General features: G+C 52.6%; 28 protein-coding genes, 1 tRNA gene and 3 pseudogenes. 19 read left to right on the plus strand and 13 right to left on the minus strand.

Annotation, left to right across the window (positions count from 1 at the left end; genetic code table 11):
* Window positions 1–7 precede the first annotated feature (7 nt).
* The 6 genes from mlaE (at window position 8) to murA (ending at window position 3,993) form a co-directional block, all read left to right on the plus strand.
* A complete protein-coding gene (gene mlaE, locus ACERJC_RS22140) occupies window positions 8–790 on the plus strand; it encodes a lipid asymmetry maintenance ABC transporter permease subunit MlaE (protein ID WP_042325057.1) in 783 nt (260 codons plus the stop codon).
* 4 nt (window positions 791–794) lie between these two features.
* Window positions 795–1,352 carry an outer membrane lipid asymmetry maintenance protein MlaD gene (gene mlaD, locus ACERJC_RS22145; protein WP_152406161.1) on the plus strand — a complete coding sequence of 186 codons (558 nt, stop codon included), beginning with the start codon at window positions 795–797 and terminating at the stop codon, window positions 1,350–1,352.
* Window positions 1,353–1,370: 18 nt separating this feature from the next.
* Window positions 1,371–2,006, plus strand: a complete 636-nt coding sequence (mlaC, locus tag ACERJC_RS22150) for a phospholipid-binding protein MlaC (protein WP_152406160.1) — start codon at window positions 1,371–1,373, stop codon at window positions 2,004–2,006.
* A complete protein-coding gene (gene mlaB, locus ACERJC_RS22155) occupies window positions 2,007–2,303 on the plus strand; it encodes a lipid asymmetry maintenance protein MlaB (RefSeq protein WP_178823013.1) in 297 nt (98 codons plus the stop codon).
* Between the two features lie 123 nt (window positions 2,304–2,426).
* Window positions 2,427–2,681, plus strand: coding sequence for a BolA family iron metabolism protein IbaG (gene ibaG / locus ACERJC_RS22160; protein WP_042325065.1), 255 nt, complete (start codon window positions 2,427–2,429; stop codon window positions 2,679–2,681).
* A 52-nt stretch (window positions 2,682–2,733) separates the two neighbouring features.
* Window positions 2,734–3,993 (plus strand): UDP-N-acetylglucosamine 1-carboxyvinyltransferase, encoded by a 1,260-nt coding sequence (gene murA, locus ACERJC_RS22165; RefSeq protein WP_152406158.1) that lies wholly within the window; start codon window positions 2,734–2,736, stop codon window positions 3,991–3,993.
* Window positions 3,994–4,047: 54 nt separating this feature from the next.
* Here the strand turns inward: murA and sfsB are convergent, their stop codons facing one another.
* Both sfsB and ispB read right to left on the minus strand, forming a co-directional pair.
* Complete coding sequence (sfsB, locus tag ACERJC_RS22170) at window positions 4,048–4,335, minus strand: DNA-binding transcriptional regulator SfsB (protein ID WP_152406157.1); 288 nt, start codon at window positions 4,333–4,335, stop codon at window positions 4,048–4,050.
* Between the two features lie 227 nt (window positions 4,336–4,562).
* Window positions 4,563–5,534, minus strand: coding sequence for an octaprenyl diphosphate synthase (ispB, locus tag ACERJC_RS22175; RefSeq protein ID WP_152406156.1), 972 nt, complete (start codon window positions 5,532–5,534; stop codon window positions 4,563–4,565).
* 257 nt (window positions 5,535–5,791) lie between these two features.
* Between ispB and rplU the strand changes: the two genes are divergently transcribed.
* The 4 genes from rplU to cgtA all read left to right on the plus strand — a co-directional run bounded on the left by rplU (window position 5,792) and on the right by cgtA (window position 8,663).
* Window positions 5,792–6,103 (plus strand): 50S ribosomal protein L21, encoded by a 312-nt coding sequence (rplU, locus tag ACERJC_RS22180; protein WP_042325074.1) that lies wholly within the window; start codon window positions 5,792–5,794, stop codon window positions 6,101–6,103.
* A 19-nt stretch (window positions 6,104–6,122) separates the two neighbouring features.
* A complete protein-coding gene (rpmA, locus tag ACERJC_RS22185) occupies window positions 6,123–6,380 on the plus strand; it encodes a 50S ribosomal protein L27 (protein WP_003861831.1) in 258 nt (85 codons plus the stop codon).
* Window positions 6,381–6,509: 129 nt separating this feature from the next.
* On the plus strand, window positions 6,510–7,475 hold the full coding sequence (locus ACERJC_RS22190) for a DMT family transporter (RefSeq protein ID WP_373672496.1): 966 nt from the start codon (window positions 6,510–6,512) through the stop codon (window positions 7,473–7,475).
* A 15-nt stretch (window positions 7,476–7,490) separates the two neighbouring features.
* Window positions 7,491–8,663 (plus strand): Obg family GTPase CgtA, encoded by a 1,173-nt coding sequence (cgtA, locus tag ACERJC_RS22195; RefSeq protein ID WP_373672497.1) that lies wholly within the window; start codon window positions 7,491–7,493, stop codon window positions 8,661–8,663.
* A gap of 93 nt (window positions 8,664–8,756) precedes the next feature.
* Here the strand turns inward: cgtA and dacB are convergent, their stop codons facing one another.
* On the minus strand, window positions 8,757–10,190 hold the full coding sequence (gene dacB, locus ACERJC_RS22200) for a serine-type D-Ala-D-Ala carboxypeptidase (RefSeq protein WP_371896115.1): 1,434 nt from the start codon (window positions 10,188–10,190) through the stop codon (window positions 8,757–8,759).
* A 246-nt stretch (window positions 10,191–10,436) separates the two neighbouring features.
* On the opposite strand from dacB, the gene greA reads away from it, so the two are divergent.
* Window positions 10,437–10,913, plus strand: coding sequence for a transcription elongation factor GreA (gene greA, locus ACERJC_RS22205; protein ID WP_042325084.1), 477 nt, complete (start codon window positions 10,437–10,439; stop codon window positions 10,911–10,913).
* 145 nt (window positions 10,914–11,058) lie between these two features.
* Here greA and yhbY read toward each other — a convergent pair whose 3' ends face one another.
* Window positions 11,059–11,352 (minus strand): ribosome assembly RNA-binding protein YhbY, encoded by a 294-nt coding sequence (yhbY, locus tag ACERJC_RS22210; protein ID WP_041686369.1) that lies wholly within the window; start codon window positions 11,350–11,352, stop codon window positions 11,059–11,061.
* Window positions 11,353–11,478: 126 nt separating this feature from the next.
* Between yhbY and rlmE the strand changes: the two genes are divergently transcribed.
* The 6 genes from rlmE (at window position 11,479) to ACERJC_RS22240 (ending at window position 17,061) form a co-directional block, all read left to right on the plus strand.
* Window positions 11,479–12,108 (plus strand): 23S rRNA (uridine(2552)-2'-O)-methyltransferase RlmE, encoded by a 630-nt coding sequence (rlmE, locus tag ACERJC_RS22215; RefSeq protein ID WP_042291855.1) that lies wholly within the window; start codon window positions 11,479–11,481, stop codon window positions 12,106–12,108.
* 99 nt (window positions 12,109–12,207) lie between these two features.
* Complete coding sequence (gene ftsH, locus ACERJC_RS22220) at window positions 12,208–14,139, plus strand: ATP-dependent zinc metalloprotease FtsH (RefSeq protein WP_152406153.1); 1,932 nt, start codon at window positions 12,208–12,210, stop codon at window positions 14,137–14,139.
* Window positions 14,140–14,227: 88 nt separating this feature from the next.
* A complete protein-coding gene (gene folP / locus ACERJC_RS22225) occupies window positions 14,228–15,076 on the plus strand; it encodes a dihydropteroate synthase (RefSeq protein WP_061076185.1) in 849 nt (282 codons plus the stop codon).
* Window positions 15,069–16,406, plus strand: coding sequence for a phosphoglucosamine mutase (gene glmM / locus ACERJC_RS22230; protein WP_152406151.1), 1,338 nt, complete (start codon window positions 15,069–15,071; stop codon window positions 16,404–16,406). The genes folP and glmM overlap by 8 nt, the downstream gene beginning before the upstream one ends.
* A gap of 226 nt (window positions 16,407–16,632) precedes the next feature.
* Window positions 16,633–16,965 carry a preprotein translocase subunit SecG gene (gene secG / locus ACERJC_RS22235; protein ID WP_046488020.1) on the plus strand — a complete coding sequence of 111 codons (333 nt, stop codon included), beginning with the start codon at window positions 16,633–16,635 and terminating at the stop codon, window positions 16,963–16,965.
* Between the two features lie 9 nt (window positions 16,966–16,974).
* Window positions 16,975–17,061 (plus strand) — tRNA-Leu (locus tag ACERJC_RS22240).
* 318 nt (window positions 17,062–17,379) lie between these two features.
* Here the strand turns inward: ACERJC_RS22240 and ACERJC_RS25565 are convergent.
* Both ACERJC_RS25565 and ACERJC_RS22245 read right to left on the minus strand, forming a co-directional pair.
* Window positions 17,380–17,507: pseudogene (locus ACERJC_RS25565) on the minus strand (phage integrase family protein); the annotation flags it as partial.
* 211 nt (window positions 17,508–17,718) lie between these two features.
* The gene (locus ACERJC_RS22245) at window positions 17,719–18,357 is read right to left on the minus strand and encodes a winged helix-turn-helix transcriptional regulator (RefSeq protein WP_286631696.1); all 639 of its coding nucleotides are present in this window, start codon (window positions 18,355–18,357) and stop codon (window positions 17,719–17,721) included.
* A gap of 82 nt (window positions 18,358–18,439) precedes the next feature.
* Between ACERJC_RS22245 and ACERJC_RS22250 the strand changes: the two are divergent.
* Together ACERJC_RS22250 and ACERJC_RS22255 are read left to right on the plus strand one after the other, a co-directional pair.
* A pseudogene (locus tag ACERJC_RS22250) lies at window positions 18,440–18,562 on the plus strand (hypothetical protein); the annotation flags it as partial.
* Window positions 18,563–18,609: 47 nt separating this feature from the next.
* A pseudogene (locus ACERJC_RS22255) lies at window positions 18,610–18,725 on the plus strand (hypothetical protein); the annotation flags it as partial.
* 53 nt (window positions 18,726–18,778) lie between these two features.
* Here ACERJC_RS22255 and ACERJC_RS22260 read toward each other — a convergent pair.
* Genes ACERJC_RS22260 through ACERJC_RS22290 form a run of 7 tightly spaced genes read right to left on the minus strand, consistent with a single transcriptional unit; the run spans window position 18,779 to window position 25,462 of the window.
* Window positions 18,779–19,426: a helix-turn-helix transcriptional regulator gene (locus tag ACERJC_RS22260; RefSeq protein ID WP_178823018.1), complete on the minus strand. Its 648-nt coding sequence runs from the start codon at window positions 19,424–19,426 to the stop codon at window positions 18,779–18,781.
* Window positions 19,427–19,428: 2 nt separating this feature from the next.
* Window positions 19,429–20,100: an EAL domain-containing protein gene (locus tag ACERJC_RS22265; RefSeq protein WP_286631694.1), complete on the minus strand. Its 672-nt coding sequence runs from the start codon at window positions 20,098–20,100 to the stop codon at window positions 19,429–19,431.
* A 39-nt stretch (window positions 20,101–20,139) separates the two neighbouring features.
* On the minus strand, window positions 20,140–20,649 hold the full coding sequence (locus tag ACERJC_RS22270; RefSeq protein ID WP_286631692.1) for a fimbrial protein: 510 nt from the start codon (window positions 20,647–20,649) through the stop codon (window positions 20,140–20,142).
* A gap of 43 nt (window positions 20,650–20,692) precedes the next feature.
* Window positions 20,693–21,214 (minus strand): fimbrial protein, encoded by a 522-nt coding sequence (locus ACERJC_RS22275; RefSeq protein ID WP_286631691.1) that lies wholly within the window; start codon window positions 21,212–21,214, stop codon window positions 20,693–20,695.
* A gap of 20 nt (window positions 21,215–21,234) precedes the next feature.
* A complete protein-coding gene (locus ACERJC_RS22280; protein ID WP_178826363.1) occupies window positions 21,235–22,185 on the minus strand; it encodes a fimbrial protein in 951 nt (316 codons plus the stop codon).
* Window positions 22,186–22,193: 8 nt separating this feature from the next.
* Window positions 22,194–24,734, minus strand: coding sequence for a fimbria/pilus outer membrane usher protein (locus ACERJC_RS22285; protein ID WP_373672507.1), 2,541 nt, complete (start codon window positions 24,732–24,734; stop codon window positions 22,194–22,196).
* 50 nt (window positions 24,735–24,784) lie between these two features.
* The gene (locus tag ACERJC_RS22290; protein ID WP_178826073.1) at window positions 24,785–25,462 is read right to left on the minus strand and encodes a fimbrial biogenesis chaperone; all 678 of its coding nucleotides are present in this window, start codon (window positions 25,460–25,462) and stop codon (window positions 24,785–24,787) included.
* Between the last annotated feature and the right edge of the window lie 47 nt (window positions 25,463–25,509).

Consider the following 25,509-nt stretch of genomic DNA (forward strand, 5'->3'; position numbering starts at 1 on the left):
GCCACTCATGCTGTTAAATGCACTGGCGACGCTGGGACATAAGGGGATTAAAACCCTCAGAACGTTCGGGCGCGCTGGGTTAATGTTGTTCAATGCGCTGGTCGGCAAACCTGAATTTCGTAAACACGCGCCGCTGCTGGTGCGCCAGCTTTATAATGTGGGCGTCTTGTCGATGCTGATCATTATTGTTTCTGGCGTGTTTATCGGCATGGTGCTGGGGTTGCAGGGCTATCTGGTACTCACCACCTATAGTGCGGAAACCAGTCTGGGGATGTTAGTGGCGCTGTCGCTGCTACGTGAACTCGGTCCGGTCGTCGCCGCGCTGTTGTTTGCCGGTCGTGCGGGTTCCGCTCTGACCGCTGAAATTGGCCTGATGCGCGCCACGGAGCAGCTTTCCAGTATGGAAATGATGGCCGTTGACCCACTGCGTCGGGTGATCTCCCCGCGTTTCTGGGCGGGCGTGATTTCGCTGCCGCTGCTGACGATTTTGTTTGTGGCCGTAGGGATCTGGGGCGGTTCTCTGGTCGGCGTAAGCTGGAAGGGGATTGACGCCGGTTTCTTCTGGTCTGCGATGCAGAATGCCGTCGACTGGCGTCTGGATCTGGTCAACTGTTTGATTAAAAGCGTGGTGTTCGCCATTACGGTAACCTGGATTGCATTGTTCAATGGGTATGATGCGATTCCGACCTCGGCAGGCATTAGCCGGGCAACCACACGCACCGTTGTGCACTCGTCGCTGGCCGTTCTGGGTCTGGACTTTGTACTGACCGCATTGATGTTTGGGAATTGAGTTCATGCAAACGAAAAAAAATGAAATTTGGGTGGGGATCTTTTTGTTAGCCGCATTGCTGGCCGCGCTGTTTGTCTGCCTGAAGGCGGCCAACGTGACCTCTATGCGCACAGAACCGACCTACACGATTTACGCGACATTCGATAATATCGGCGGTCTGAAAGTGCGTTCGCCGGTGCGCATCGGTGGCGTGGTGGTTGGCCGCGTGGCGGATATTTCCTTAGACCCGAAGACCTATTTACCCCGTGTGACGCTGGACATCGAAGAGCGCTATAACAACATCCCTGATACCAGTTCACTGAGCATCCGGACGTCCGGTCTGCTGGGGGAACAGTACCTGGCGCTGAACGTTGGTTTTGAAGATCCTGAGCTCGGAACGTCTATCCTCAAGGATGGCGGCACGATCCAGGACACTAAATCCGCGATGGTGCTGGAAGATATGATTGGTCAGTTCCTTTACAACAGCAACAGTAAAGGCGATGACAATAAGAATTCTGGCGATGCATCGGCGCCGACCGAAGGTCATAATGAAGCCACTGGGCCTGCGGGCACAACGAATTAATCTCAGGAGAATCGAATTATGATTAAACGTTTAATGATGGTGGCTCTACTGGTGATTGCACCGCTGAGCACCGCCATTGCAGCCGATCAGACCAACCCTTACAAGTTGATGGATGAAGCGGCGCAGAAAACCTTCGACCGCCTGAAAAACGAACAGCCGAAAATCCGTTCGAATCCGGACTATCTGCGCGATGTGGTTGACCAGGAACTGCTGCCGTATGTCCAGGTTAAATACGCCGGCGCGCTGGTGCTGGGTCGTTATTACAAAGAGGCGACTCCGGCTCAGCGTGATGCCTATTTCGCCGCGTTTCGCGAATACCTGAAACAGGCCTACGGCCAGGCGCTGGCAATGTATCACGGTCAGACGTATCAGATTGCCCCGGAACAACCGTTGGGTGATGCGACCATCGTTCCGATCCGCGTGACGATTCTCGATCCAAACGGTCGTCCTCCGGTACGTCTGGACTTCCAGTGGCGTAAAAATACCCAGACGGGTCACTGGCAGGCCTATGACATGATCGCCGAAGGCGTCAGCATGATCACCACCAAACAGAACGAGTGGAGCGATCTGCTGCGTACTAAAGGGATCGATGGACTGACGGCGCAGCTGAAATCTATTGCGCAGCAAAAAATCACGCTGGAAGAGAAGAAGTAAATGACTCAGTCACTCAGCTGGACGCGTGACGGTGACAGGCTGGCGCTCGTGGGAGAGCTGGACCAGGACGTGCTGAATCCCTTGTGGGATGCGCGCGTTGAGGCGATGACCGGCGTGACCTGCATCGATCTCAGCCAGATTTCCCGAGTGGATACGGGGGGACTGGCGCTGCTGGTCCATCTCATCAGTCTGGCGAAAAAGCAGGGCAACAACGTGTCTCTGACGGGGGTGAACGACAAAGTCTTCACCCTGGCGGAACTCTATAACTTACCTGCTGACGTGCTCCCGCGTCAGTGATATCAGTACGTTATTATCTATAGCCTCGCTGGATTTACCCGCGAGGCTTTTTGCTTATTTATGACAGCGCAACTTTGCTCTAAGATGTTGGGCTGTTTTCACAATCTGACGAATGAAGAGCCCATGGAAAATAATGAAATTCAGAGCGTGCTGATGAACGCACTCTCCCTCCAGGAAGTCCACGTCTCTGGCGATGGCAGTCACTTTCAGGTTATTGCCGTGGGTGAGATGTTTGACGGCATGAGCCGGGTGAAGAAACAGCAGTCGGTTTATGCGCCGCTGATGGAATACATTGCGGACAACCGCATTCATGCCCTGTCGATCAAAGCGTATACCCCAGCAGAGTGGGCGCGCGATCGTAAACTAAACGGTTTTTGAGTTACGGGTGAAGCACCGGTAACGACGATGAATTTTAACTGAGAACAACATCATGGATAAATTTCGTGTACAGGGGCCAACCCGGCTCCAGGGCGAAGTCACAATTTCTGGCGCGAAAAACGCCGCTCTGCCGATCCTTTTTGCGGCGTTGCTGGCGGAAGAGCCGGTAGAGATCCAGAACGTCCCGAAACTGAAGGACGTTGATACCTCGATGAAGCTGCTGAGCCAGCTCGGTGCGAAAGTGGAACGCAATGGCTCCGTGCACATCGACGCCCGCGACGTTAATGTCTTCTGCGCACCGTATGATCTGGTGAAAACCATGCGCGCATCGATTTGGGCGCTGGGGCCGTTGGTCGCCCGTTTTGGTCAGGGTCAGGTTTCACTGCCTGGCGGTTGCACTATTGGCGCACGTCCGGTTGATCTGCATATTACCGGTCTGGAGCAACTGGGCGCGACGATCACGCTGGAAGAAGGCTATGTGAAAGCTTCTGTTGATGGTCGTCTGAAGGGCGCGCATATCGTCATGGATAAAGTCAGCGTTGGCGCAACGGTGACAATCATGTGCGCCGCGACGCTGGCGGAAGGCACCACCATCATTGAAAACGCCGCCCGTGAACCGGAAATTGTCGACACCGCCAACTTCCTGATTGCGCTGGGGGCGAAAATTACCGGTCAGGGAACCGATCGTATCACCATCGAAGGCGTAGAACGCCTGGGTGGCGGTGTTTATCGCGTATTGCCAGACCGTATCGAAACCGGGACGTTCCTGGTGGCGGCGGCGATTTCCCGTGGCAAAATTATCTGCCGTAACGCGCAGCCGGATACGCTGGATGCGGTACTGGCGAAACTGCGCGATGCCGGTGCGGATATCGAAGTGGGTGAAGACTGGATTAGCCTCGACATGCACGGCAAACGTCCGAAAGCGGTCAACGTGCGCACCGCTCCACATCCGGCATTCCCGACGGACATGCAGGCCCAGTTCACGCTGTTGAATCTGGTGGCGGAAGGGACTGGCTTCATCACGGAAACCGTGTTTGAAAACCGCTTTATGCACGTGCCTGAGCTGAGCCGTATGGGTGCCCATGCGGAAATCGAAAGCAATACTGTGATTTGTCACGGTGTCGATAAGCTCTCCGGCGCGCAGGTGATGGCGACGGATCTGCGTGCTTCTGCCAGTCTGGTGCTGGCGGGATGTATTGCGGAAGGGACGACGGTCGTTGATCGTATTTATCATATCGATCGCGGTTATGAGCGCATCGAAGATAAACTGCGTGCGCTGGGCGCTAACATCGAGCGCGTGAAAGCCGAATAATTGTGTGTCATTGAGTAGCCCCGATGCGCTGTGCCGGGGCTACTGTTTCGTGAGTTACTTTACGTCCGGCTTTTCCCGGCGCGCCGCCCGCATCAGACGCGTCCTGTCGATGAATTCGTGTGTTCTGGCATCATGATAGCGTGACGGCCAGATAACCCAGGGTTCCGTTCCAAGCGCTTTCGCTATGATCAGCTCGCCTTTCGGCCACGGTCGGGTTAAGGCGTTTGCCAGCGTGGAGGAACTTAATCCATGCCTGCGCGATTCGGCAGCCATTGATGTCCCTTTTTTACGTAATCCAGCAATGATATCTGCCGGATGCCAGTCAATGAGTTTGCTCTCCATTTATCCCCTCGCTCATGGTCATTCATCGTTGATTTGCACAATCAATTTGCAAAAGACACTATACGCTCAGAGAATTGATGTTCTAATATGTTCATGTAAAGAGTTTGAATATTCAGAATTTATTAAGATTTATTGCGTGAGTTGCAATAGAGAAGTGAGCTTGCGCGGGTTTTATTGGAACTTATGTGAATCATCCCGCGCGACGTGGCGGGATGATTGCGTCGTCATTAGCGATCACGCTGTACGGCAATATGCGCCAGACCGATCAACGCCTCGCGCCATTGGGAGTCAGGAAGTACCTGCAGTGCGGCGATGGCTTTGTCAGCCTCTTCTTCTGCGCGCTGGCGTGTCCATTCCAGTGAACCACAGGCGTTCATCGCGTCCAGTACCGGCTCCAGAAGGTGTCGGCCATTTCCTTGTTCAATGGCGTGGCGAATCATTTGCGCCTGCTCAGGCGTGCCGTTACGCATCGCATGCAGCAGCGGTAGCGTAGGTTTGCCTTCGTTCAGGTCATCACCGACATTTTTGCCAAGTTGTTCGCCATCGGCGTTGTAGTCCAGCAGATCGTCAATCAACTGGAAAGCCGTTCCCAAATAGCGACCATAGTCCTGCAACCCTTTTTCCTCGGCTTCGCTACAGCCTGCGAGGAGACCGGAACACTGCGCCGCCGCTTCAAACAGTCGCGCTGTCTTACTGTAGATCACGCGCATATAGCTTTCTTCCGTAATGTCCGGGTCGTTAACGTTCATTAACTGCAGGACTTCACCTTCAGCAATGACGTTCACGGCTTCAGACATCACTTCCAGCACCTTCAGTGAGCCGAGGCTGGTCATCATCTGGAAAGCTCGGGTATAGATAAAATCGCCAACCAGCACGCTGGCAGCATTGCCAAATGCAGCGTTCGCTGTGGCTTTGCCCCGACGCATATCGGATTCATCCACCACATCGTCATGAAGCAGGGTGGCGGTGTGGATAAATTCGATCAATGCCGCGATCGTGACATGGGCGTGTCCCTGATAGCCAACGGCGCGCGCCGCGAGTACGGCAATCATCGGGCGAATACGTTTACCGCCACCGCTCACAATGTAATAGCCTAACTGATTGATCAGTTGGACGTCGGAATTAAGCTGTTCAAGGATTGTCGCATTGACACCCGCCATATCTTGCGCGGTTAACTCATTGATTTTTTCTAAATTCATCGCAAAAGCCGGGCTTTTCGCCCCGTTTACCTCGTCATGTGGCAAGGTAACTTAGGGTTTAGGGTTAGAAATATATGCTGATTGTACTGAAAAAACGCCGCAGATAAACGTTACCATACACGTTGTGTTTTTTTTCTTCATGTATTGACTGTAGCACTTGTCAAAGGCTCACGTTTTGCGTAATATTCGCGCCCTATTGTGAATATTTATAGCGCACTCTGAATCATTGAAAGGTGTGCGCGGAAGCGGAGTTTTTTATGTACGCGGTTTTCCAAAGTGGTGGTAAACAACACCGAGTAAGCGAAGGTCAGACCGTTCGCCTGGAAAAGCTGGACATCGCAACTGGCGAATCTATCGAATTCGCTGAAGTTCTGATGATCGCAAACGGTGAAGAAGTCAAAATCGGCGTTCCTTTCGTTGATGGCGGCGTAATCAAAGCTGAAGTTGTTGCTCACGGTCGTGGCGAGAAAGTTAAAATCGTTAAGTTTCGTCGTCGTAAACACTATCGTAAGCAGCAGGGCCATCGTCAGTGGTTCACTGATGTGAAAATTACTGGCATCAGCGCCTAAGACCTGAGGAGAGATTTAAATGGCACATAAAAAGGCTGGCGGCTCAACTCGTAACGGTCGCGATTCAGAAGCTAAACGCCTGGGCGTTAAGCGTTTCGGTGGCGAATCCGTTCTGGCGGGTAGCATCATCGTTCGTCAACGTGGCACCAAGTTCCACGCTGGCACCAACGTAGGTTGCGGTCGTGACCACACTCTGTTTGCTAAAGCAGACGGTAAAGTGAAATTTGAAGTTAAAGGCCCGAACAACCGTAAATACATCAGCATCGTTGCTGAGTAAGTTTTTCGTGGTCCGGTAACGGATAAAAGCCCCGCACCCTGTTGCGGGGCTTTTTACATTCGACGACCGGTAAATATGCTCGTGAAACCGATTTGTACCGGATAACGAGCCCTTGCAGGGAAAACGGGCATGAAGCAGCAGGCTGGCATTGGTATTCTTTTGGCGCTCACAACCGCAGTGTGTTGGGGGGCTTTGCCAATTGCTATGAAGCAGGTGCTGGAGGTGATGGAACCTTCTACCATCGTGTTTTACCGTTTTTTAATCGCGAGCGTTGGCCTCGGGGCGATTCTGACCGCGAAGCGCAGGCTTCCGCCGCTGCGAATTTTTCGCAAGTCGCGCTGGCTGATCCTGTTGGCGATTGCCACCGCTGGACTCTTTGGGAACTTCATCCTGTTCAGCTCTTCCCTGCAGTATTTAAGCCCGACGGCTTCGCAGGTGATTGGTCAACTGTCGCCAGTGGGTATGATGGTCGCGAGCGTATTTATCCTTAAAGAGAAGATGCGCGGTACGCAGATTGTTGGCGCGATAATGCTGTTAAGCGGGCTGGTGATGTTCTTCAACACCAGTCTGATAGAAATTTTTACCAAACTGACCGATTACACCTGGGGTGTTATTTTTGGCGTCGGTGCGGCCATGGTCTGGGTCAGTTATGGCGTCGCGCAAAAGGTGTTATTGCGGCGTCTGGCATCACCGCAGATCCTGTTTTTACTGTACACTTTATGTACGATAGTGCTGTTGCCGCTGGCAAAGCCCGGCGTAATAGCCCAGCTCAGTGACTGGCAGCTTGCCTGTTTGATTTTTTGTGGGCTGAATACGCTGGTAGGATATGGCGCCCTGGCGGAAGCGATGGCGCGTTGGCAGGCAGCTCAGGTGAGCGCATTAATCACGCTCACCCCGCTGTTTACGCTGTTATTTTCAGATCTTTTATCTATGGCCTGGCCCGATTTCTTCGCCAGACCGATGTTAAACCTTTTAGGTTATCTCGGTGCGTTTGTCGTGGTTGCGGGCGCGATGTACTCCGCCATTGGTCATCGTATTTGGGGCGGATTACGTAAGCATGAATCGGTGGTATCGCAGCCCCGCTCAGGCGAATGATTTACGGAGAGTAAAATGAAGTTTGTTGATGAAGCAACGATTCTGGTCGTTGCAGGCGATGGCGGTAATGGTTGCGTTAGCTTCCGCCGTGAGAAATATATCCCGAAAGGCGGCCCGGACGGCGGCGACGGTGGTGATGGTGGTGACGTCTGGATGGAAGCCGACGAAAACCTGAACACCCTGATCGACTACCGTTTTGAGAAATCTTTCCGCGCAGAGCGTGGTCAGAATGGCGCCAGCCGTGACTGTACCGGTAAACGTGGGAAAGATGTCACCATTAAAGTACCGGTAGGTACGCGTGTGATAGACCAGGGCACGGGCGAAACCATGGGTGACATGACCAAACACGGTCAGCGACTGATGGTCGCAAAAGGCGGCTGGCACGGTCTGGGTAACACCCGTTTTAAATCTTCAGTCAACCGCACACCGCGTCAGAAAACGATGGGGACGCCGGGTGACAAGCGTGACCTGTTGCTGGAGTTGATGCTGCTGGCGGATGTGGGCATGCTGGGGATGCCAAATGCCGGTAAATCAACCTTTATCCGCGCGGTCTCTGCGGCGAAACCTAAAGTAGCGGATTATCCGTTTACTACGCTGGTGCCAAGTCTTGGCGTTGTCCGTATGGATAGCGAAAAGAGCTTCGTGGTCGCGGACATCCCGGGGCTGATTGAAGGTGCTGCGGAAGGTGCCGGTCTGGGGATTCGCTTCCTGAAACACCTTGAACGTTGCCGCGTACTGCTGCACCTCATTGATATTGATCCGATCGACGGTTCCGATCCGGTTGAGAATGCGCGGATCATCATTGGCGAACTGGAAAAATACAGTCAGGATCTGGCTGCCAAACCGCGCTGGTTAGTGTTCAACAAGATCGATTTGCTGGATAAAGCCGAAGCGGAAGAGAAAGCCAAAGCCATCGCGCAGGCGCTGGGCTGGGAAGATAAATATTATCTGATCTCTGCCGCCAGCCAGTTGGGCGTGAAGGATCTCTGCTGGGATGTGATGACCTTTATCATCGAGAACCCGATTACTCAGGCGGAAGAAGCGAAGCAGCCAGAGAAAGTCGAGTTCATGTGGGATGATTATCATCGCCAGCAAATCGCGGAAGTGGAAGAAGAAGCAGAAGACGACTGGGATGACGACTGGGACGAAGACGACGAAGAAGGCGTCGAGTTCATCTATAAGCGTTAATCCCCGTTTCAATGCCCGGTGGCGCTAGTGCTTATCGGGCATACATCATCTGAAGGCCGGATAAGCGTTAGCGCCATCCGGCAAAATACCCGCCTAGTTATTCTGATAAATATCTTTGTACAACCGACTTTCAAAGCGAACCAGCGGAATGCGACGGTTACGTTGATCGGCAGGTTCTACTGCATAACCCGACAGATACTGCACAAACGCCATCCGCTGCCCGCTTGCGGTGGTAATAAAGCCCGCCAGGTTGTATACACCCTGCAACGACCCCGTCTTCGCCGAGACCTTACCGTCGACGCCCGCCTGATGCAGACCCGCACGGTACTGCAGAGAGCCATCATAGCCCGCCAGCGGTAGCATTGAGATGAAGTTCAGTTCGTTGTCGTGCTGTGCGATGTATTGCAGCACCTGCATCATGGTGGCAGGGGCAATCAGGTTATGGCGCGACAGACCGGAGCCGTCGGCGATAATTGTGTTGCCAATATCCACTCCCGCTTGCTGGCGCAGGATCTGCCGCACGGCATCGGAGCCTGCACGCCACGTTCCCGGCACGTTAAACCGCGCGTGGCCAATCATCCTGAAGACGGTATCGGCAATCATGTTGTCCGACTTCTTCAGCATAATCTTAAGCAGATCGTGCAGTGGCGCAGACTGCTTGCTTGCCACAACGGTACCCGGTTCGTTGACCTGCGTCTGGCGCAATAATGTCCCGCCATAGCTGATACCGGCTTGTTTTAACTCATCTTTCAGGATCGCCCCGGCATAACTTGCACCGTCCTGAATGGCAAATGCCAGTGGGAGAGGGTCAGCACGCTGCGGCAGACAACCGGTCAGCGTGAAGCGGTTTAAATCGCCCGGAACCACGTCCAGCTCACAATATTGCGCCTCTGCCGAGCCGCGCGCGAGGGTGCGAACCTGGCTGAACATGGTGACAGGGTAGTAAGACGCCACGCGAATATAGGCCAAATCGTTCGCTTTTTGCGCGCTGTAGAGCGAAATTGAGAAGCAGTTCCTGTCGACAATCGCGGCCGCTGGCGGCGCGCTGAAACACTGGGTCATGTCGTTCCAGGGCCACCCTGGCGCTTTATCGTGGCTGGCAAAAACAGAGGTATCAATAAGGACGTTTCCGGTAATTTTCGTGACACCTGATTTTTTCAGGTTCGCCACCATATTCCGAATATCCTGGCGTTTTAGCGTCGGATCGGCACCAAATCGCGCAACTAAGTCGCCTTTCAGTACGCCCTCATCGACGCTGCCTTTGGTCTCCAGCGTGGTGGTAAAGCGGAAGTCCGGGCCGAGCTGAATTAAGGCCGCCAGCGCGGTGATCACTTTCTGCGTACTGGCAGGAAGCGCCATTTGCTGACTATGATAATCAATCGCGGGGGTCGGGGCGCCGACCTTCTGGACCATGAGTGCAAGGTTGGCTCCGGCAGGGAGCTGGTTGATGTACTCGTCAACGTTCGCGGCCTGGACGCTGAACGCTACGCTGGTAGTCAATCCGATGATAAATCTGGGAAATCGCATAATCTCGCGCTAACAACCTGGAAACAAGCCGTCATACTACGGCGCAATGCCCTGCAAAGTAAACGATGACCCATAGGGAACTCCAGGGTAAAATGAACATCAAATTAAGAATTGTAGCTGACCTGGACCTTGCTTCCGGGTCGGTATTTTTTTGCTTCTGGCCCGGGTATGACGCCATACCGGGGCAGGCTTAACAGCCGGGGCGGAGCGATCGCCCCCTACAGGAATGTTCAAGAGGTATAACAAATGCAAGCGATTCCGATGACCTTACGTGGTGCAGAAAAATTACGCGAAGAGCTGGATTTTCTGAAATCTGTGCGCCGTCCTGAAATTATTGCCTCTATTGCCGAAGCGCGCGAGCACGGCGATCTGAAAGAGAATGCGGAATATCACGCGGCGCGTGAACAGCAGGGTTTCTGCGAAGGTCGAATCAAAGACATCGAAGCGAAGCTGTCGAATGCACAGGTCATCGATGTCACTAAAATGCCGAATAACGGTCGCGTTGTCTTTGGTGCCACAGTCACCGTTTTGAATCTCGATAACGACGAAGAACAGACCTGGCGCATCGTGGGTGATGATGAAGCGGACTTCAAACAGAACCTGATTTCCGTCAACTCGCCGATTGCGCGTGGCCTGATTGGCAAAGAACAGGATGACGTCGTGGTGATCAAAACCCCGGGCGGCGAAGTGGAATATGAGGTCACTAAGGTAGAATACCTGTAAGTGCTCAAGATGTTGATGTATTGTAAAGAAAGGAAAAAGGCCGCATAGCGGCCTTTTATCAACGAAGAGAGCGTGGCATTTTGCTCTCCTGCTTGCGGGAAATCCCTCGTTTTACACAGGTTTTGTGTTCGACTTTAGGATATTCTTAGCGTGGCAGCGAGATTTTGCGTTCTTTACTCGGGCGATAAAGCACCAGCATTTTACCGATGACCTGTACATTACAGGCGCCGGTTTCGCGCACGATAGCGTCCACGATCAAGGTTTTTGTTTCGCGATCTTCAGACGCGACTTTCACCTTGATAAGTTCATGGTGCTCTAACGCTTGTTCAATCTCGGCCAGTACCCCTTCGGTCAAACCATTATTGCCAAGCATAACGACCGGCTTGAGCGGATGTGCCAGACCTTTCAGGTGCTGTTTTTGTTTAGTACTCAGATTCATCGTATATTTTTGCTTACGTTGGGATTGAAAACGGGTCATTCTACCGCCATCTCCCATATATCGCCAAATAGTGCGTGGAAATTTACGCCGTATGGCAACGATGTTCTGCCCCGATGGGAAAGTTAAATGACAGGTAAGAAGCGTTCTGCCAGCTCGAGTCGCTGGCTTCAGGAACACTTTAGCGATAAATATGTTCAAGAGGCACAGAAAAAGGGGTTGCGTTCCCGTGCCTGGTTTAAACTTGATGAAATACAGCAAAGTGACAAACTTTTTAAGCCGGGGATGACGGTAGTCGATCTCGGTGCCGCGCCAGGAGGCTGGTCACAGTATGTGGTCTCGCAGATTGGCGGCAAAGGCCGTATCATCGCTTGTGATCTTTTACCTATGGATCCTATCGTTGGTGTGGACTTTCTTCAGGGCGACTTTCGTGATGAACTTGTCATGAAGGCGCTGCTGGAACGCGTGGGTGACAGTAAAGTCCAGGTTGTCATGTCCGATATGGCACCAAACATGAGCGGAACACCGGCGGTGGATATCCCCCGTGCCATGTATCTGGTGGAACTGGCGTTAGAAATGTGTCGTGATGTACTAGCGCCGGGTGGCAGTTTTGTAGTGAAGGTGTTCCAGGGCGAAGGTTTCGATGAGTATCTAAGGGAAATTCGCTCCCTGTTTACGAAGGTGAAAGTTCGTAAGCCGGACTCTTCTCGCGCACGTTCGCGTGAAGTGTATATTGTAGCGACCGGGCGTAAACCATAACTGGTCGATTTCAGACGAAAGTTTGAAAGACGCTGGATATAGAGTATCCTGACGCTGTTTTTAACACAGTTGTAATAAGAGGTTAATCCCTTGAGTGACATGGCGAAAAACCTAATACTCTGGCTGGTCATTGCCGTTGTGCTGATGTCAGTATTCCAGAGCTTTGGGCCCAGCGAGTCTAATGGCCGTAAGGTGGATTACTCTACCTTCCTGCAAGAGGTCAACAACGACCAGGTTCGTGAAGCACGTATCAACGGACGTGAGATCAACGTTACCAAGAAAGATAGTAACCGTTACACGACTTACATTCCGGTAAACGATCCGAAGCTGCTTGATAACCTGCTGACTAAGAACGTCAAGGTTGTTGGTGAACCACCAGAAGAACCAAGCCTGCTGGCTTCCATCTTCATTTCCTGGTTCCCGATGCTGCTGTTGATCGGCGTCTGGATCTTCTTTATGCGTCAGATGCAGGGCGGCGGTGGCAAAGGCGCCATGTCGTTCGGTAAGAGCAAAGCGCGCATGCTGACGGAAGATCAGATCAAAACCACTTTCGCCGACGTTGCAGGCTGTGACGAAGCGAAAGAAGAAGTGGCGGAACTGGTTGAATACCTGCGCGAGCCGAGCCGCTTCCAGAAACTGGGCGGTAAAATCCCGAAAGGCGTCCTGATGGTCGGCCCTCCGGGTACCGGTAAAACCTTGCTGGCGAAAGCCATTGCAGGTGAAGCGAAGGTCCCATTCTTTACGATTTCAGGTTCTGACTTCGTGGAAATGTTCGTCGGTGTCGGTGCATCTCGTGTGCGTGACATGTTCGAACAGGCCAAGAAAGCAGCACCGTGCATTATCTTCATCGATGAAATCGATGCCGTAGGTCGCCAGCGTGGCGCGGGTCTGGGTGGCGGTCACGATGAACGTGAACAGACCCTGAACCAGATGCTGGTTGAGATGGATGGTTTTGAAGGTAACGAAGGTATTATCGTTATCGCGGCAACTAACCGTCCGGACGTTCTTGACCCTGCGCTGTTGCGTCCAGGCCGTTTCGACCGTCAGGTTGTGGTCGGCTTACCGGATGTACGTGGTCGTGAACAGATCCTGAAAGTGCATATGCGCCGTGTACCGCTGGCGCCGGATATCGACGCGGCAATCATTGCCCGTGGTACGCCGGGCTTCTCGGGTGCAGATCTGGCGAACCTGGTGAACGAAGCGGCGCTGTTTGCTGCTCGTGGCAACAAGCGCGTCGTGTCGATGGTTGAGTTCGAAAAAGCGAAAGACAAAATCATGATGGGTGCGGAACGTCGCTCCATGGTGATGACGGAAGCGCAGAAAGAATCGACCGCTTACCACGAAGCTGGCCACGCGATTATCGGCCGCCTGGTCCCGGAACACGATCCAGTGCATAAAGTGACGATTATCCCGCGCGGACGTGCGCTGGGTGTGACCTTCTTCCTGCCTGAAGGCGACGCGATCAGCGCCAGCCGTCAGAAACTGGAAAGCCAGATCTCCACGCTGTACGGTGGTCGCCTGGCAGAAGAGCTCATCTACGGTGTTGAACATGTTTCTACCGGTGCGTCGAACGACATTAAGGTTGCAACCAACCTGGCGCGTAACATGGTGACTCAGTGGGGCTTCTCCGACAAACTCGGTCCGCTGCTGTACGCGGAAGAAGAGGGTGAAGTTTTCCTCGGTCGTAGCGTTGCAAAAGCGAAACATATGTCCGATGAAACCGCGCGTATCATCGACCAGGAAGTGAAAGCACTGATTGAACGTAACTACAATCGTGCGCGTCAGCTCCTGAATGACAACATGGACATCCTGCATGCCATGAAAGATGCGCTCATGAAATATGAGACCATCGATGCGCCGCAGATTGATGACCTGATGGCTCGCCGCGATGTTCGCCCGCCTGCTGGCTGGGAAGAACCGGGCTCTAACAATTCTGACAATAATGGCACACCTCGTGCGCCGCGCCCGGTTGATGAACCGCGCACGCCGAACCCAGGTAATACCATGTCAGAACAGTTAGGCGACAAATAAGTTACCGTTGTTGATGACTGCGTTTTATTGAAAACCCTGGGGCTTGCTCCGGGGTTTTTTCTTATCAATTCATACCAGGGATAACACCATGAAACTCTATGCCCAGGGCACCTCACTGGATCTCAGCCATCCTCATGTGATGGGGATCCTTAACGTCACGCCGGACTCCTTCTCAGATGGTGGAACGCATAACACGCTGATTGAAGCTGTGAAACATGCCAATCTGATGATTAATGCCGGAGCGACCATCATCGATGTCGGCGGTGAGTCTACGCGCCCCGGTGCGGCGGATGTGAGTGTGGAAGAGGAACTGGCGCGTGTTATCCCGGTAGTTGAGGCGATTGCCCAACGTTTTGAAGTCTGGATTTCTGTCGATACCTCAAAACCTGAGGTGATCCGCGAATCGGCAAGAGTGGGCGCTCACATCATTAACGACATTCGCTCGCTCTCTGAACCTGGTGCGCTGGAGGCGGCGGCAGAAACCGGTTTACCGGTTTGCCTGATGCATATGCAAGGCCAGCCGAAGACCATGCAGGAAGCGCCCAAATATGAGGACGTGTTTGCGGATGTGAATCGCTACTTTATTGAGCAAATAGCACGTTGTGAAAGGGCAGGCATCGCAAAAGAGAAATTGTTGCTCGACCCGGGATTCGGTTTCGGTAAAAATCTCTCCCACAACTATACATTACTGGCGCGACTGGCTGAGTTTCACCATTTTAACCTGCCGCTGCTGGTGGGAATGTCACGTAAATCGATGGTGGGCCAACTGCTCAACGTGGGGCCATCAGAGCGTCTGAGCGGTAGCCTTGCCTGTGCGGTCATTGCTGCTATGCAGGGGGCGCAGATCATTCGTGTCCATGACGTCAAAGAAACCGTAGAAGCGATGCGTGTGGTGGAAGCCACATTGTCCGCAAAGGAAAACAAACGCTATGAGTAACCGTAAATATTTTGGAACTGATGGGATCCGTGGACGCGTGGGCGATGCGCCGATTACGCCTGATTTTGTGCTGAAGCTGGGTTGGGCGGCCGGTAAGGTCCTGGCGCGCCACGGTTCGCGTAAAATCATCATCGGCAAAGACACCCGTATTTCCGGTTACATGCTGGAGTCAGCGCTTGAAGCTGGCCTGGCGGCAGCAGGGTTGTCCGCGTCGTTTACGGGCCCGATGCCGACCCCTGCAGTTGCATATCTGACGCGCACTTTCCGCGCTGAGGCCGGGATTGTGATCTCCGCATCGCATAACCCGTTCTATGACAACGGTATCAAATTCTTCTCCATCGACGGGACCAAACTGCCCGATGCGGTCGAAGAGGCCATCGAAGCCGAGATGGAAAAAGAGATCACCTGTGTGGACTCCGCGGAACTCGGCAAAGCCAGTCGCATTGTCGATGCCGCGGGTCGCTATATTGAATTTTGCAAAGGCACATTCCCGAACGAGTTGAGCCTGAACGAATTAAAAATCGTGGTGGATTGTGCCAACGGGGCAACCTACCATATTGCGCCGAACGTACTGCGTGAACTGGGTGCGAAGGTCATTACTATTGGCTGTGAGCCAAACGGCGTGAACATTAACGAAGAAGTCGGCGCCACCGATGTACGTGCCTTGCAGGCCCGAGTGATCGCGGAAAAAGCCGACCTGGGTATCGCGCTGGATGGCGACGGTGATCGTGTGATCATGGTTGACCATGAAGGTAATAAAGTCGATGGCGATCAGATCATGTACATCATCGCCCGTGAAGCGCTGCGTCAGGGACAATTGCGCGGTGGTGCTGTCGGGACGCTGATGAGCAATATGGGGCTGGAACTGGCACTGAAGCAGCTCGGTATTCCGTTTACCCGCGCGAAAGTGGGTGACCGCTACGTGCTGGAAAAAATGCAGGAAAAAGGCTGGCGTATCGGAGCGGAAAACTCCGGCCACGTCATTCTGCTGGATAAAACGACTACCGGTGACGGCATTGTTGCAGGTCTGCAGGTGGTCGCCGCGATGGTGCGTAATCACATGAGTCTTCACGATCTGTGCAGCGGCATGACAATGTTCCCACAGATTTTGGTGAACGTGCGTTACACCGCTGGCAGCGGCGACCCGCTGGAAAATGACACGGTGAAGGCGGTGACTGCGGAAGTGGAGTCTGCGCTGGGCAATCGTGGGCGCGTCCTGCTGCGCAAATCGGGTACCGAGCCGTTAATTCGCGTCATGGTAGAAGGTGAAGATGAAGCGCAGGTGACCGAGTTTGCCCATCGCATTGCGGATGCGGTCAAAGCGGTGTGAGAGAGACTTAACTGCATAAAAAGGCGGTATTTGCCGCCTTTTTACTCACGAGAAACTCGGCTTTTGCTGTTTTTTTCCGCAGTTGATACAATGCACTAAAATTGCCCTTGCGAAGGTCATTCGCTTTGGTTAGTATTCACACCCGCTTCAGTGGGAAACAGTAAAAATCCTGCTTTATTGGTTAGAAGCATTGGTATGCGGCAACTCCGCAAGGAACAGGTTGATTATGTACGAAGCTCTTTTGGTAGTTTTCCTTATTGTGGCAATTGGCCTTGTGGGCTTGATCATGCTGCAGCAAGGTAAAGGCGCTGATATGGGAGCCTCCTTCGGAGCAGGCGCTTCCGGGACGTTGTTTGGTTCAAGTGGTTCTGGTAACTTCATGACCCGTATGACGGCTGTGCTGGCGACGTTGTTCTTTATCATCAGTCTGGTGCTGGGCAATATCAACAGCAACAAAACCAATAAAGGAAGTGAGTGGGAAAATCTGAGTGCGCCGGCGAAGACCGAACAGCCTCAGCCAGCTGCTCCGGCTAAGCCGACCAGCGATATCCCGCAGTAAGATCTCAGTGCCGAGGTGGTGGAATTGGTAGACACGCTACCTTGAGGTGGTAGTGCCCAATAGGGCTTACGGGTTCAAGTCCCGTCCTCGGTACCAATATTCAAAAAAATGGACGTCAACGGACGTCCATTTTTGTATCTAAAATCCGCGTAGTGACTGGTTTTCTCCCCGTTTTATACTCTCTCAACGTCAACTTAATTCAATCGATATCAATCAATCCTTGTTGGTCTAAATGTTGGTACCGCCTTCACAAAGGTAAACCTTGTACCGGTGGACAGAGGAAAACCTAAGGCGCATCACGGATGCTAAGGTCAGAACGGGTAAATCACAGGTGATAATCCAGTAAAGCCATCTGGTGCCACTGGAATGCACTTCCTGGTTCACACCAACGGCTCGAAATACTGGCGTTTGCAAGTGCAGATAAGGCACATAAAGGAGCAGAGCGCTCACTTCCGGTGCAGCAGATATTTTGGTCGTTCATCCTGAACGAGGGCCATCTGGCGTAGCACCAGTGTTGCCGGATAGCCAATAAATAGCGGCAACTGCGCGGCGGAAACCGGGGGCGCTCAGGAAGGACTGGTAATATAAAAGAATACTCCCCTTCAGTGGTATCAGGAAAATCACACAACTCGCGGAGTTTATTTTCCATATCGATGCGCTGGTTGGCTAAATTTTGTGTACATGGGCCGACGGGCGGTGGGGCGGGAGCAGAAGATCCGTCTCTGACAATTTCCGGATGTCGTGAGATATAAATTAAAATTTTTCCGGGAGCTTTATAATATTTTTAAGCACCCCTCTGTCCAGTTCAATAAACCCGCCCTCTTTCAGGGCTGCGAGTATGCGCATGATCCCACTGCGCGATAAATGTGATTTGTCACGAATATACTGCGCTGCCGTTATGTTCTCTCTGATCCCCGGATTTTCGTTAAGCAGCTCGTAGAGCTGGGCACGCACAATCTGATAGGCGGACGGGGCAGTGAGCTGCTCGTGAGAGCTGAACAATTTACCGGCCACAACCATCATATGCTTCGCGACAGGCTCCCAGAGGTGATTTGCGCAGATGATGGCGTGCACATCTGCCATCCTGAGAATGGCAATATCACAGGGGACCTGCGTTTTGATATAGGCATCCGTCTCCAGCCGGTACAGGTTAGCCAGACCCAGCAGTGCTGGTGCCGTGACGGTGCCCATCAGGCGATCGTCGCGGGTCCGGTGAAGGGTGCCGTTGCCCCTGATTATCAGATAGCAGAAGCGTTCTCCACCAACCTGGTATCCTAACCGGCGACGTGGAAGGATACGCTTTACTTCAGCATTGCGCATGAGGTGTTCAGCCAGCAACGGGACGAATTCTGAAGGCTGTAAAATCAACGAGGGTGGCACGTCGGTAGCCATAAAATTCCTGTCATATGATCCACGTTAAACTAAGTGTAGCGTCACAACAGACGGGGCTCTCATAAATTATGAAACCTTCCTGCTGATGGAGGTCGGTAAAATCCTGCCGTAACGGGATATCCCGCTGAAGTACGCCAGTCCGCACATGCTGAAGATGATGAAACGCCCTGACACTATTGACTGCCAGCAGACGCGCATCAAGCAGTGACGCGGAATTCTGGCGATCGCCGACGAAGTGGATTTAAGGTGCGACTAGCCGATGCCCCTAAAATCCACAGTGCTGTGTACCTGAATGGCGAAACTAAAGTGAAACCAGATAGATCATGCGCGTGAAAGCCAGGAACGCTGATGAATACGATTTAAGTGGGGACGGTTTTATTTCTTCTGTTCTGACCTCTCTTTCTTTACGGGAGTGGGCGTATTATCTGTCATCCCTTCCTGTAATTCCTTTTTTACGGTAGCTTCTCCGTTTCAGGTCATTTTTGAGAAAAACGTCTAAAAATCTTAACAAATCGTAATCACGATCCAGATTGAATTTACGCATGGCAAGGTATTTATGGGTAGCGACCGTTTTATAGCTCATATTCTTTATTTTTGCGATCTGAGCTATCGAAAGTCCTTCGTAAAACAGTGCCATCGTATCTCGTTGCTGAAGAGATAAAGTACGGTGATTACAATCCGGACAAGACGGGGGCTGAGGGAATACGTTGCTGATTACCCACTTAAACCAAGCGATATAAATTTTCTGCGTAAGAACCTCAAGAGATTCTCGTCGTGTAATATACACAATATCGCCAAAGCAGGACGGCGATTTTTGTCCATTATCATTTTCATCTACCAGTCCAATAATAATACCCTTGCGGCGGTCCCGTAGCTCCGGTATACAGGTGTAACGTTCACCATTACACATGGAGAGAATAATCACATCAGCGGTGGCAATATTCTCAGGCGTGTAGTCAGTCATGAACTCAACGTCACACCTGAATCTCATCAGGTAGAATTCTTTGAGAAAATACATCATGCCCCGGCGGAATATCATATCGGGATCTTTTATTAAAATATTAAGCATTTTTAACCTGGTGTATAGCTGATGAAAAACCGCTCTTCAGGCCACATAAATCCCTGAAGGAAATGGCAACCGCCTCGTTCCGCTATTTTAAAATGCTGACTGTTTTCCACACCTTCCACAAGTACGGAGTTAACGTGCCGGGCGCAAAGCATAATAAACAGGCTTAAGGATGAGGGTTCCTGTAATACGCTTTTGTCAATTTTCACCCCGTCGAATCGCGCCAGCTCAGCTTCCAGATAACCATACTGCTCCGGTAAAATATCATCCAGCCACAGCTCTGCGCCCATGGATTGTATCATCCTGGCACAGGCATAAAAGGCCTGGCGCCCGGAGTATGATAACGAAATAAAATTCTCAGGATCCTGAACCTCAAGAACAATCCCCTCCCGCAGCCACGGGAGGAGTTGTTCAGTAGCTTGTGAAGAACAGAGTATCCGAGCGGGAACGTTTAAATAGTACGTTTTTCTGTTTTTCATTTTTTCAACGATCTGCAACTGCCAGCATAAAAGATTCAGACAGGCAAGATCGGACTGTGAGGCAAAGTACTGCTCATGATTAATTCCGGGTTGCAGTAAACTTAATACCTCCCACGCCTTAATCATTTTTTCAGCCACAGAATAAATGGGCTGAAAACGGATCCCGAGCACCGCACTTTCAAACGGTAAGCGATACATAGTGCACCTTCAACATAATTATCCCTGCCAGGGAGCGCTCTACTGCCAGGTAAAATCGACGTTCATCACAGACTGAAATGTACCCGCTGTCGCACTGCCCTGCGGGGTAAACATCCTGGCCGACAGCGGGAAGGATGCCGATCGGGTACTGATACTGACGCTCTGCCGCAGGGAACTCCCCGGAGCCCAGGTCGTGTTATGGTCACGGCTGGCGATACGCAGCGCCATGTTGGTACTGGATCCACTGTTTTTCCAGGCCGTGGCGTCCTGGGTATCCACCGTACCGCTGAGCAGAGCGGTAACGGTGGCGGTACCTGCCGGGCAGTTGGTGAGCAGCAGGTCGAAGTCCTGCCACTCCCCGCCTTCGCCTGCTGTTTGCAGATCGCGCCGTTGCAGCGTGCCTAATTCCACGGTTTTATTGACCGTGCCGGTATCCACCGTACAGGGGCTGGCGACAACGTTCCCGGAAACGGATACTGAGGGATCTGCCTGCACAGCAGTGGAGAATAACGTTAAGCAGAAGGCGGTTTTCAGGCCGGGCTTGAACATAGCTGTCACCTTTTCGCCCCAGCATTCCGGGGCATTTGACGGGTTACTGATAGGTAAAGGTTGCCGTCACCACGGCTTTAATGGTGCCCGGTGTAGCGCCACCCGCGCTGGAGTAAGCCTTCGCCTTCATCGACATGGTCACGGTACGGTCAGCCTGCACGCTCTGGGTGATGGTCGAACCGTTCCCCTTCAGGGTGCCGCTACTGGCCTGAATTAAGGCCACCGCCACGTTCGTCGCCGTCCCGGTGTTAGTGTAATAGCCTGCGCCAGCCACGGGATCGCTGGTACCGGCGAAGGTCGCCACCACGCCGGAGGTACCGGTCGGGCAACTGGTTAATTTAATATCGAACGGCACTTCCGGGGAGGAAGAGGAAGGTGCCGCCAGGGTGGTTGCCTGAATATTACCGAGATCGACGTCGATGTTGCCGGTGCCACCGTTCACCACGCACGGAGAAGCCACTACGTTGCCGGTAATATTCATGGTCACGGTATCACCGGCAAATGCGCTGTGGCCTGCCATCATTAAGCCGAGCGAAGCCGCGGCGAAAAGGGTTATTTTTGCCATTTCAATTATTCCTGCGGTTATTACTGGTACGTTAAATCAAGGGTCGCGGATGCGTTTGCTTTGCCCGTGGCAACACTGGTCCGGGTCTGATAATAACGGGCGGTGATCGGGAAGGTTTCCTGGCCGCCTGCCGATCGTTTCAGCACAATACGGTTATTGAGTACTAACGGCGCGCCGTTATATAACAGCTGTACGCCGACACCTTTTGCCACGTCGGCATTTCCCTGGCCGGTTAAGGCTAATACGCTGGTCGTGCTGACGTCCGGGTTCTGGGTACCCTGGAGCATAACGTTAATGTTGGCTCCGGCATCGCAGTTCAGGCCAAGATTTTGCGTATTCTGGGCACCGACGGGGACGGTTCCTACGCTACTACTGAATCCAGATACTAATACATCACCAATCGGAAAAGTTAGGCTTGGCGTTGTTATCGAACAAGCGACTTGTGTAACGCTCCCGGCACCCATATAAATATCGGTGTAAATGATTGCAGAATTAGAATCAAGATATGCGGAAAGAATTTTCTCTGCCGAAAGTGTACCAGAGGAAATATCCCCAACTTTTTTTAAGGTTGCAGTGTAGGTGCGACCAGAATAAACCGTGGCTGTTCCCTGATATACCGGGCTGGCCGGATTGGTAGCATATACACCACCGCTATCTACTATTGATATTGCCACGCCACCTATACCTGTCTCGTAGTAATTGGTAAAACCATATACTACGCGCCCCCCTTTATAATTCATTAAATAATATGTATTGCCACTGTAACAAGTCAGAAGATTTACTCCTGTAGGCATTGTAACACTTGCCGTAGCAATAATGCTTCCTACAGGAGCGTCACGTTGAACCAGCACATTGCCGAAATAAATCGTCCCTGAAACATAACCATTTTTTGTACAGCTTGCAAAAGTGTTTTTTACACAAGTTATTAATAAGATAAGCAGCAATATATTTACTATTCTTGCGATTTTCATTTTATCTCTCATTTATCACAACGCGACTCTGTAACGATTAAGCCATTAACAGATTGGGTTTTAGAAGGATGATATGTAACCTGACATTCATTCTCTGCACCATCACCCCACTTCACTTTCAAAGCGTTGGATTCTTCTAATCCTGTCAGATATACCTGTCCATTGCCGCCGACGATAAATGCCTGGTCGTTTCTCCGATCGTTAATCGTCGCAATCGCACCAAACGGCACTGGCATTCCATTAGACTGCGTCAGCGTCATTAACACCCGCATCCCCACGTTTGCCACATAATCCGCCCTGACCACCGCGCCACGGGTTGGAATAACGGTTTTATTGGTCAGTTCCAGCTCCACGTCATCCGGCAACGTATCGGTCATCAACGCCACGTCGTTCTTACGGTACGGCGTCAGGTTGCTGACGGCGGTATAGCCGCGCCAGTCAGTTTTCGCCCCGCTCTGGTTCTGAATGCTCACCCCCTTCGCGCCAGGTGCTTTTACCAGCACGTTGGTTTCACCCAGCGGCTGCGAGAAGGTCACGCCGTCGCCATGGGCAATGATCCCGCCCTGCAGGCCGTAGTTCAGACGATCGCTGTCCCTGTCGTAGCCGTAACCCGTAGTGACTTCACCGTAGGTACCCTTGTAATCCGCGTTAGCGTTGCCGGAATAACCCACATCATTGGTGCCGTAACCCTGCTGCACGTTCCAGCTCAGGGCGTTGTTTTCCAGCGCCGTGCCGTTCAGCCCTACGTTGTGTGTGGTGCCGTTGTTCTTGCTGACATTCATGCTGTAGTTGGTCCAGGTACGCGGCAGGAATTTCTCCAGCGGCACGCTGATGTTCAGCGCAATCTGCTGGTCCTTGTCGTAGCTGGTCGTATGGCCGTAGCTGTCGGTACTTCCGTTTTTACTGTAGGTATAGGTGATCCCGTAGCTCACGCTGTTCCACGAGTTGTTATAACCGGCGCTGTACGACTCCATGGTCTTACCGCTATTCCAGTAATCTTCACGCACGGCGCTCAGCATCAGCGAACCCAGACTCTGGCCAATATTCTGGCTCATGGTCAGCTCGGCGCGGTTGCGACGACGGTCCTGTAGCGCGCTGCTGTCACCGTATGAATCCAGCACCTCCTGCATGCCGTAGTAGCCGCTGGTCGAATATCGGTAACCGGCAATGGCGAAGTTGGTACCCGTCTCAACAAAGTTTTTGCTGTAACGGATCCGCCAGGACTGGCCGTTACTCTTATCAATATCCTGCGGTTTTGACCTCGCCTGGGTCAGGTCGGTGGAGAACGCACCGAAATCGCCCATGTTTTTACCAATACCCGCCGCCAGAGACTGATACTTGCTCGACTCCTGGAAGCCACCGTACAGGGTCAGGCCATACGGCAGGCCGTAAATACCGGTCAGTTGGCTGAACGGGGTTTTGTCCACGTCGCTGTTATACGAGCGGTACTGACCACCGGTCACCGCATACTTAAAGCGCCCTTCACGCTGCAGAACCGGCAGGGAGGCAAAGGCCACGGTAAAGTGCTGTTCGCTGCCGTCGCTCTCTTTCACGGTGACGTCGAGGTCGCCCGCGCCGCCGGTCGGGTACATGTCGGTGATTTCAAAGGCACCCGGCGCCACGTAGCTCTGGTAAATCTGGTAGCCATTCTGGCGAATAACGACCTGCGCGTTGGTCCGCGCAATCCCGCGAACCACTGGCGCATAACCTTTCAGCGAATCCGGCATCATGTCGTCGTCAGAGGCCAGTTGCGCCCCGCGGAACGGAATACTGTCGAACACGTCCGCCGGCGAGGAACTGTCACCGGTGGTGAGCAGTGCCTTCAGCGGGATAATCGCCCGCTGACCGTAGGTGTAGACCGTGTCCCATTTGTCGCTGCCGCTGCTGTCACGGGTCCAGGTGGTGTAGTTACGCAGCCGCCACGGTCCGATGTTAAACCCCGGACGCAGGTTGGCGTACTGGCTATTGGAATCGCTGCCATTACCGTTACGCGCCCGGTTGTTCGATCCGTTCAGGCTGTAGTTGAGCATCGCGGCGGTGATCCCTTCATCCCACATCTCTGGCGGCACGTAGCCACGCGCTTGCGGCGATAGGGCTGCCTGCGGAATACTGATCACCAGACGCTGGGTGCTGAACTGGAATTCGGCTGAGGCCTGCGGAATTGCGTTTAGCTTCGCGCATTCGCCACCAGAAGTCAGTTCAGGGAACAGCTCGGTCTTCACGCCCCAGCTTTTCAGCAGTGCCATGCTCAGGCACGGCTGCAGCGACTCTTCGCCATCCGCCCCTTTTACAGCGTCGAATCTGATCTCGCGGGTATCGATAATCTGCTCGCTGATGATCACGTCGACACGATAGGTGCCGGGCAACTGCGAGCCGGATTCAAACGCCGATAGATCGGCACCTTTCATACCCGGGGTATCCAGCTCAATCAGCTCGGGATTAAAATAATCACGTGCCTGGGCGGCTTCTGAGGCTGCACCGAGCGCTAAAGTGATTAAAAAGGCAAGGCGAGCAGGATTAAATAAAAATGCCTGCTTATTTTCACTTATCACAACGTTACTCCGTCGGTACGAAACAGGTGTCCTTTCCCCGGGGCGGTTTACAGTGTGGCGTTATGAACGTTTCCAATGCCGCCGTAGTCGTTAATTATTTTGAAGGTCACCGCCCCGCCGTTAACACCTTTCGGCAAATCAAAGTGTGCAGTTGAACCCGGCAAAACGTAGGTCACGTTTTCCAGCTTTTTACCGTTGACGTTAATTTCGTTGAAGTTCATCACCACACTGGTGGGGTTGGTCACCTGGATCTGATTTCCGCTTCGCTGCCAGGTTAATTTATCCGCCAGCTCTTCCGGAATAACACCCTTCAGCGCCGCCGGACGGTATATCAGTTTGATACGGGTTTTCACCGCAATTTGCAGGGTATTGTCTTTGCGCGAAGCTGCCGGAATGGCTTTGATATTCAGCCAGTAGAGCGACTCTTTATCCTGTGCAACTGAACCGGCTAATACAATACGCTCCACGTTCTGCTGATCTTTATCCAGACGATATAAGGGCGGAGTAATAATAAAAGGTGCTTTCTCAGCACCCCCATTTTGCGTTTCCACCCACGACTGAATTAAATACGGCGTTGTGTCCGGGTTATTGACGCTAACAGAGGATTCTTTTTTATTGCCGTCATAAATTACGCGAGTCCCGCCAATAACCACTCCGGCATTGGCCCCTGAAATACCAGCGGAAAGAATCGCACAGGCAATTAAAGTTTTACTCAGAAAGTGCATTTTATACCTCGATTAAAAAAGGGGCCGACAGGCTGGCCCCATTGTTT

Source organism: Citrobacter telavivensis (assembly GCF_041807075.1).
Taxonomy (GTDB): Bacteria; Pseudomonadota; Gammaproteobacteria; order Enterobacterales; family Enterobacteriaceae; genus Citrobacter_A; species Citrobacter_A telavivensis.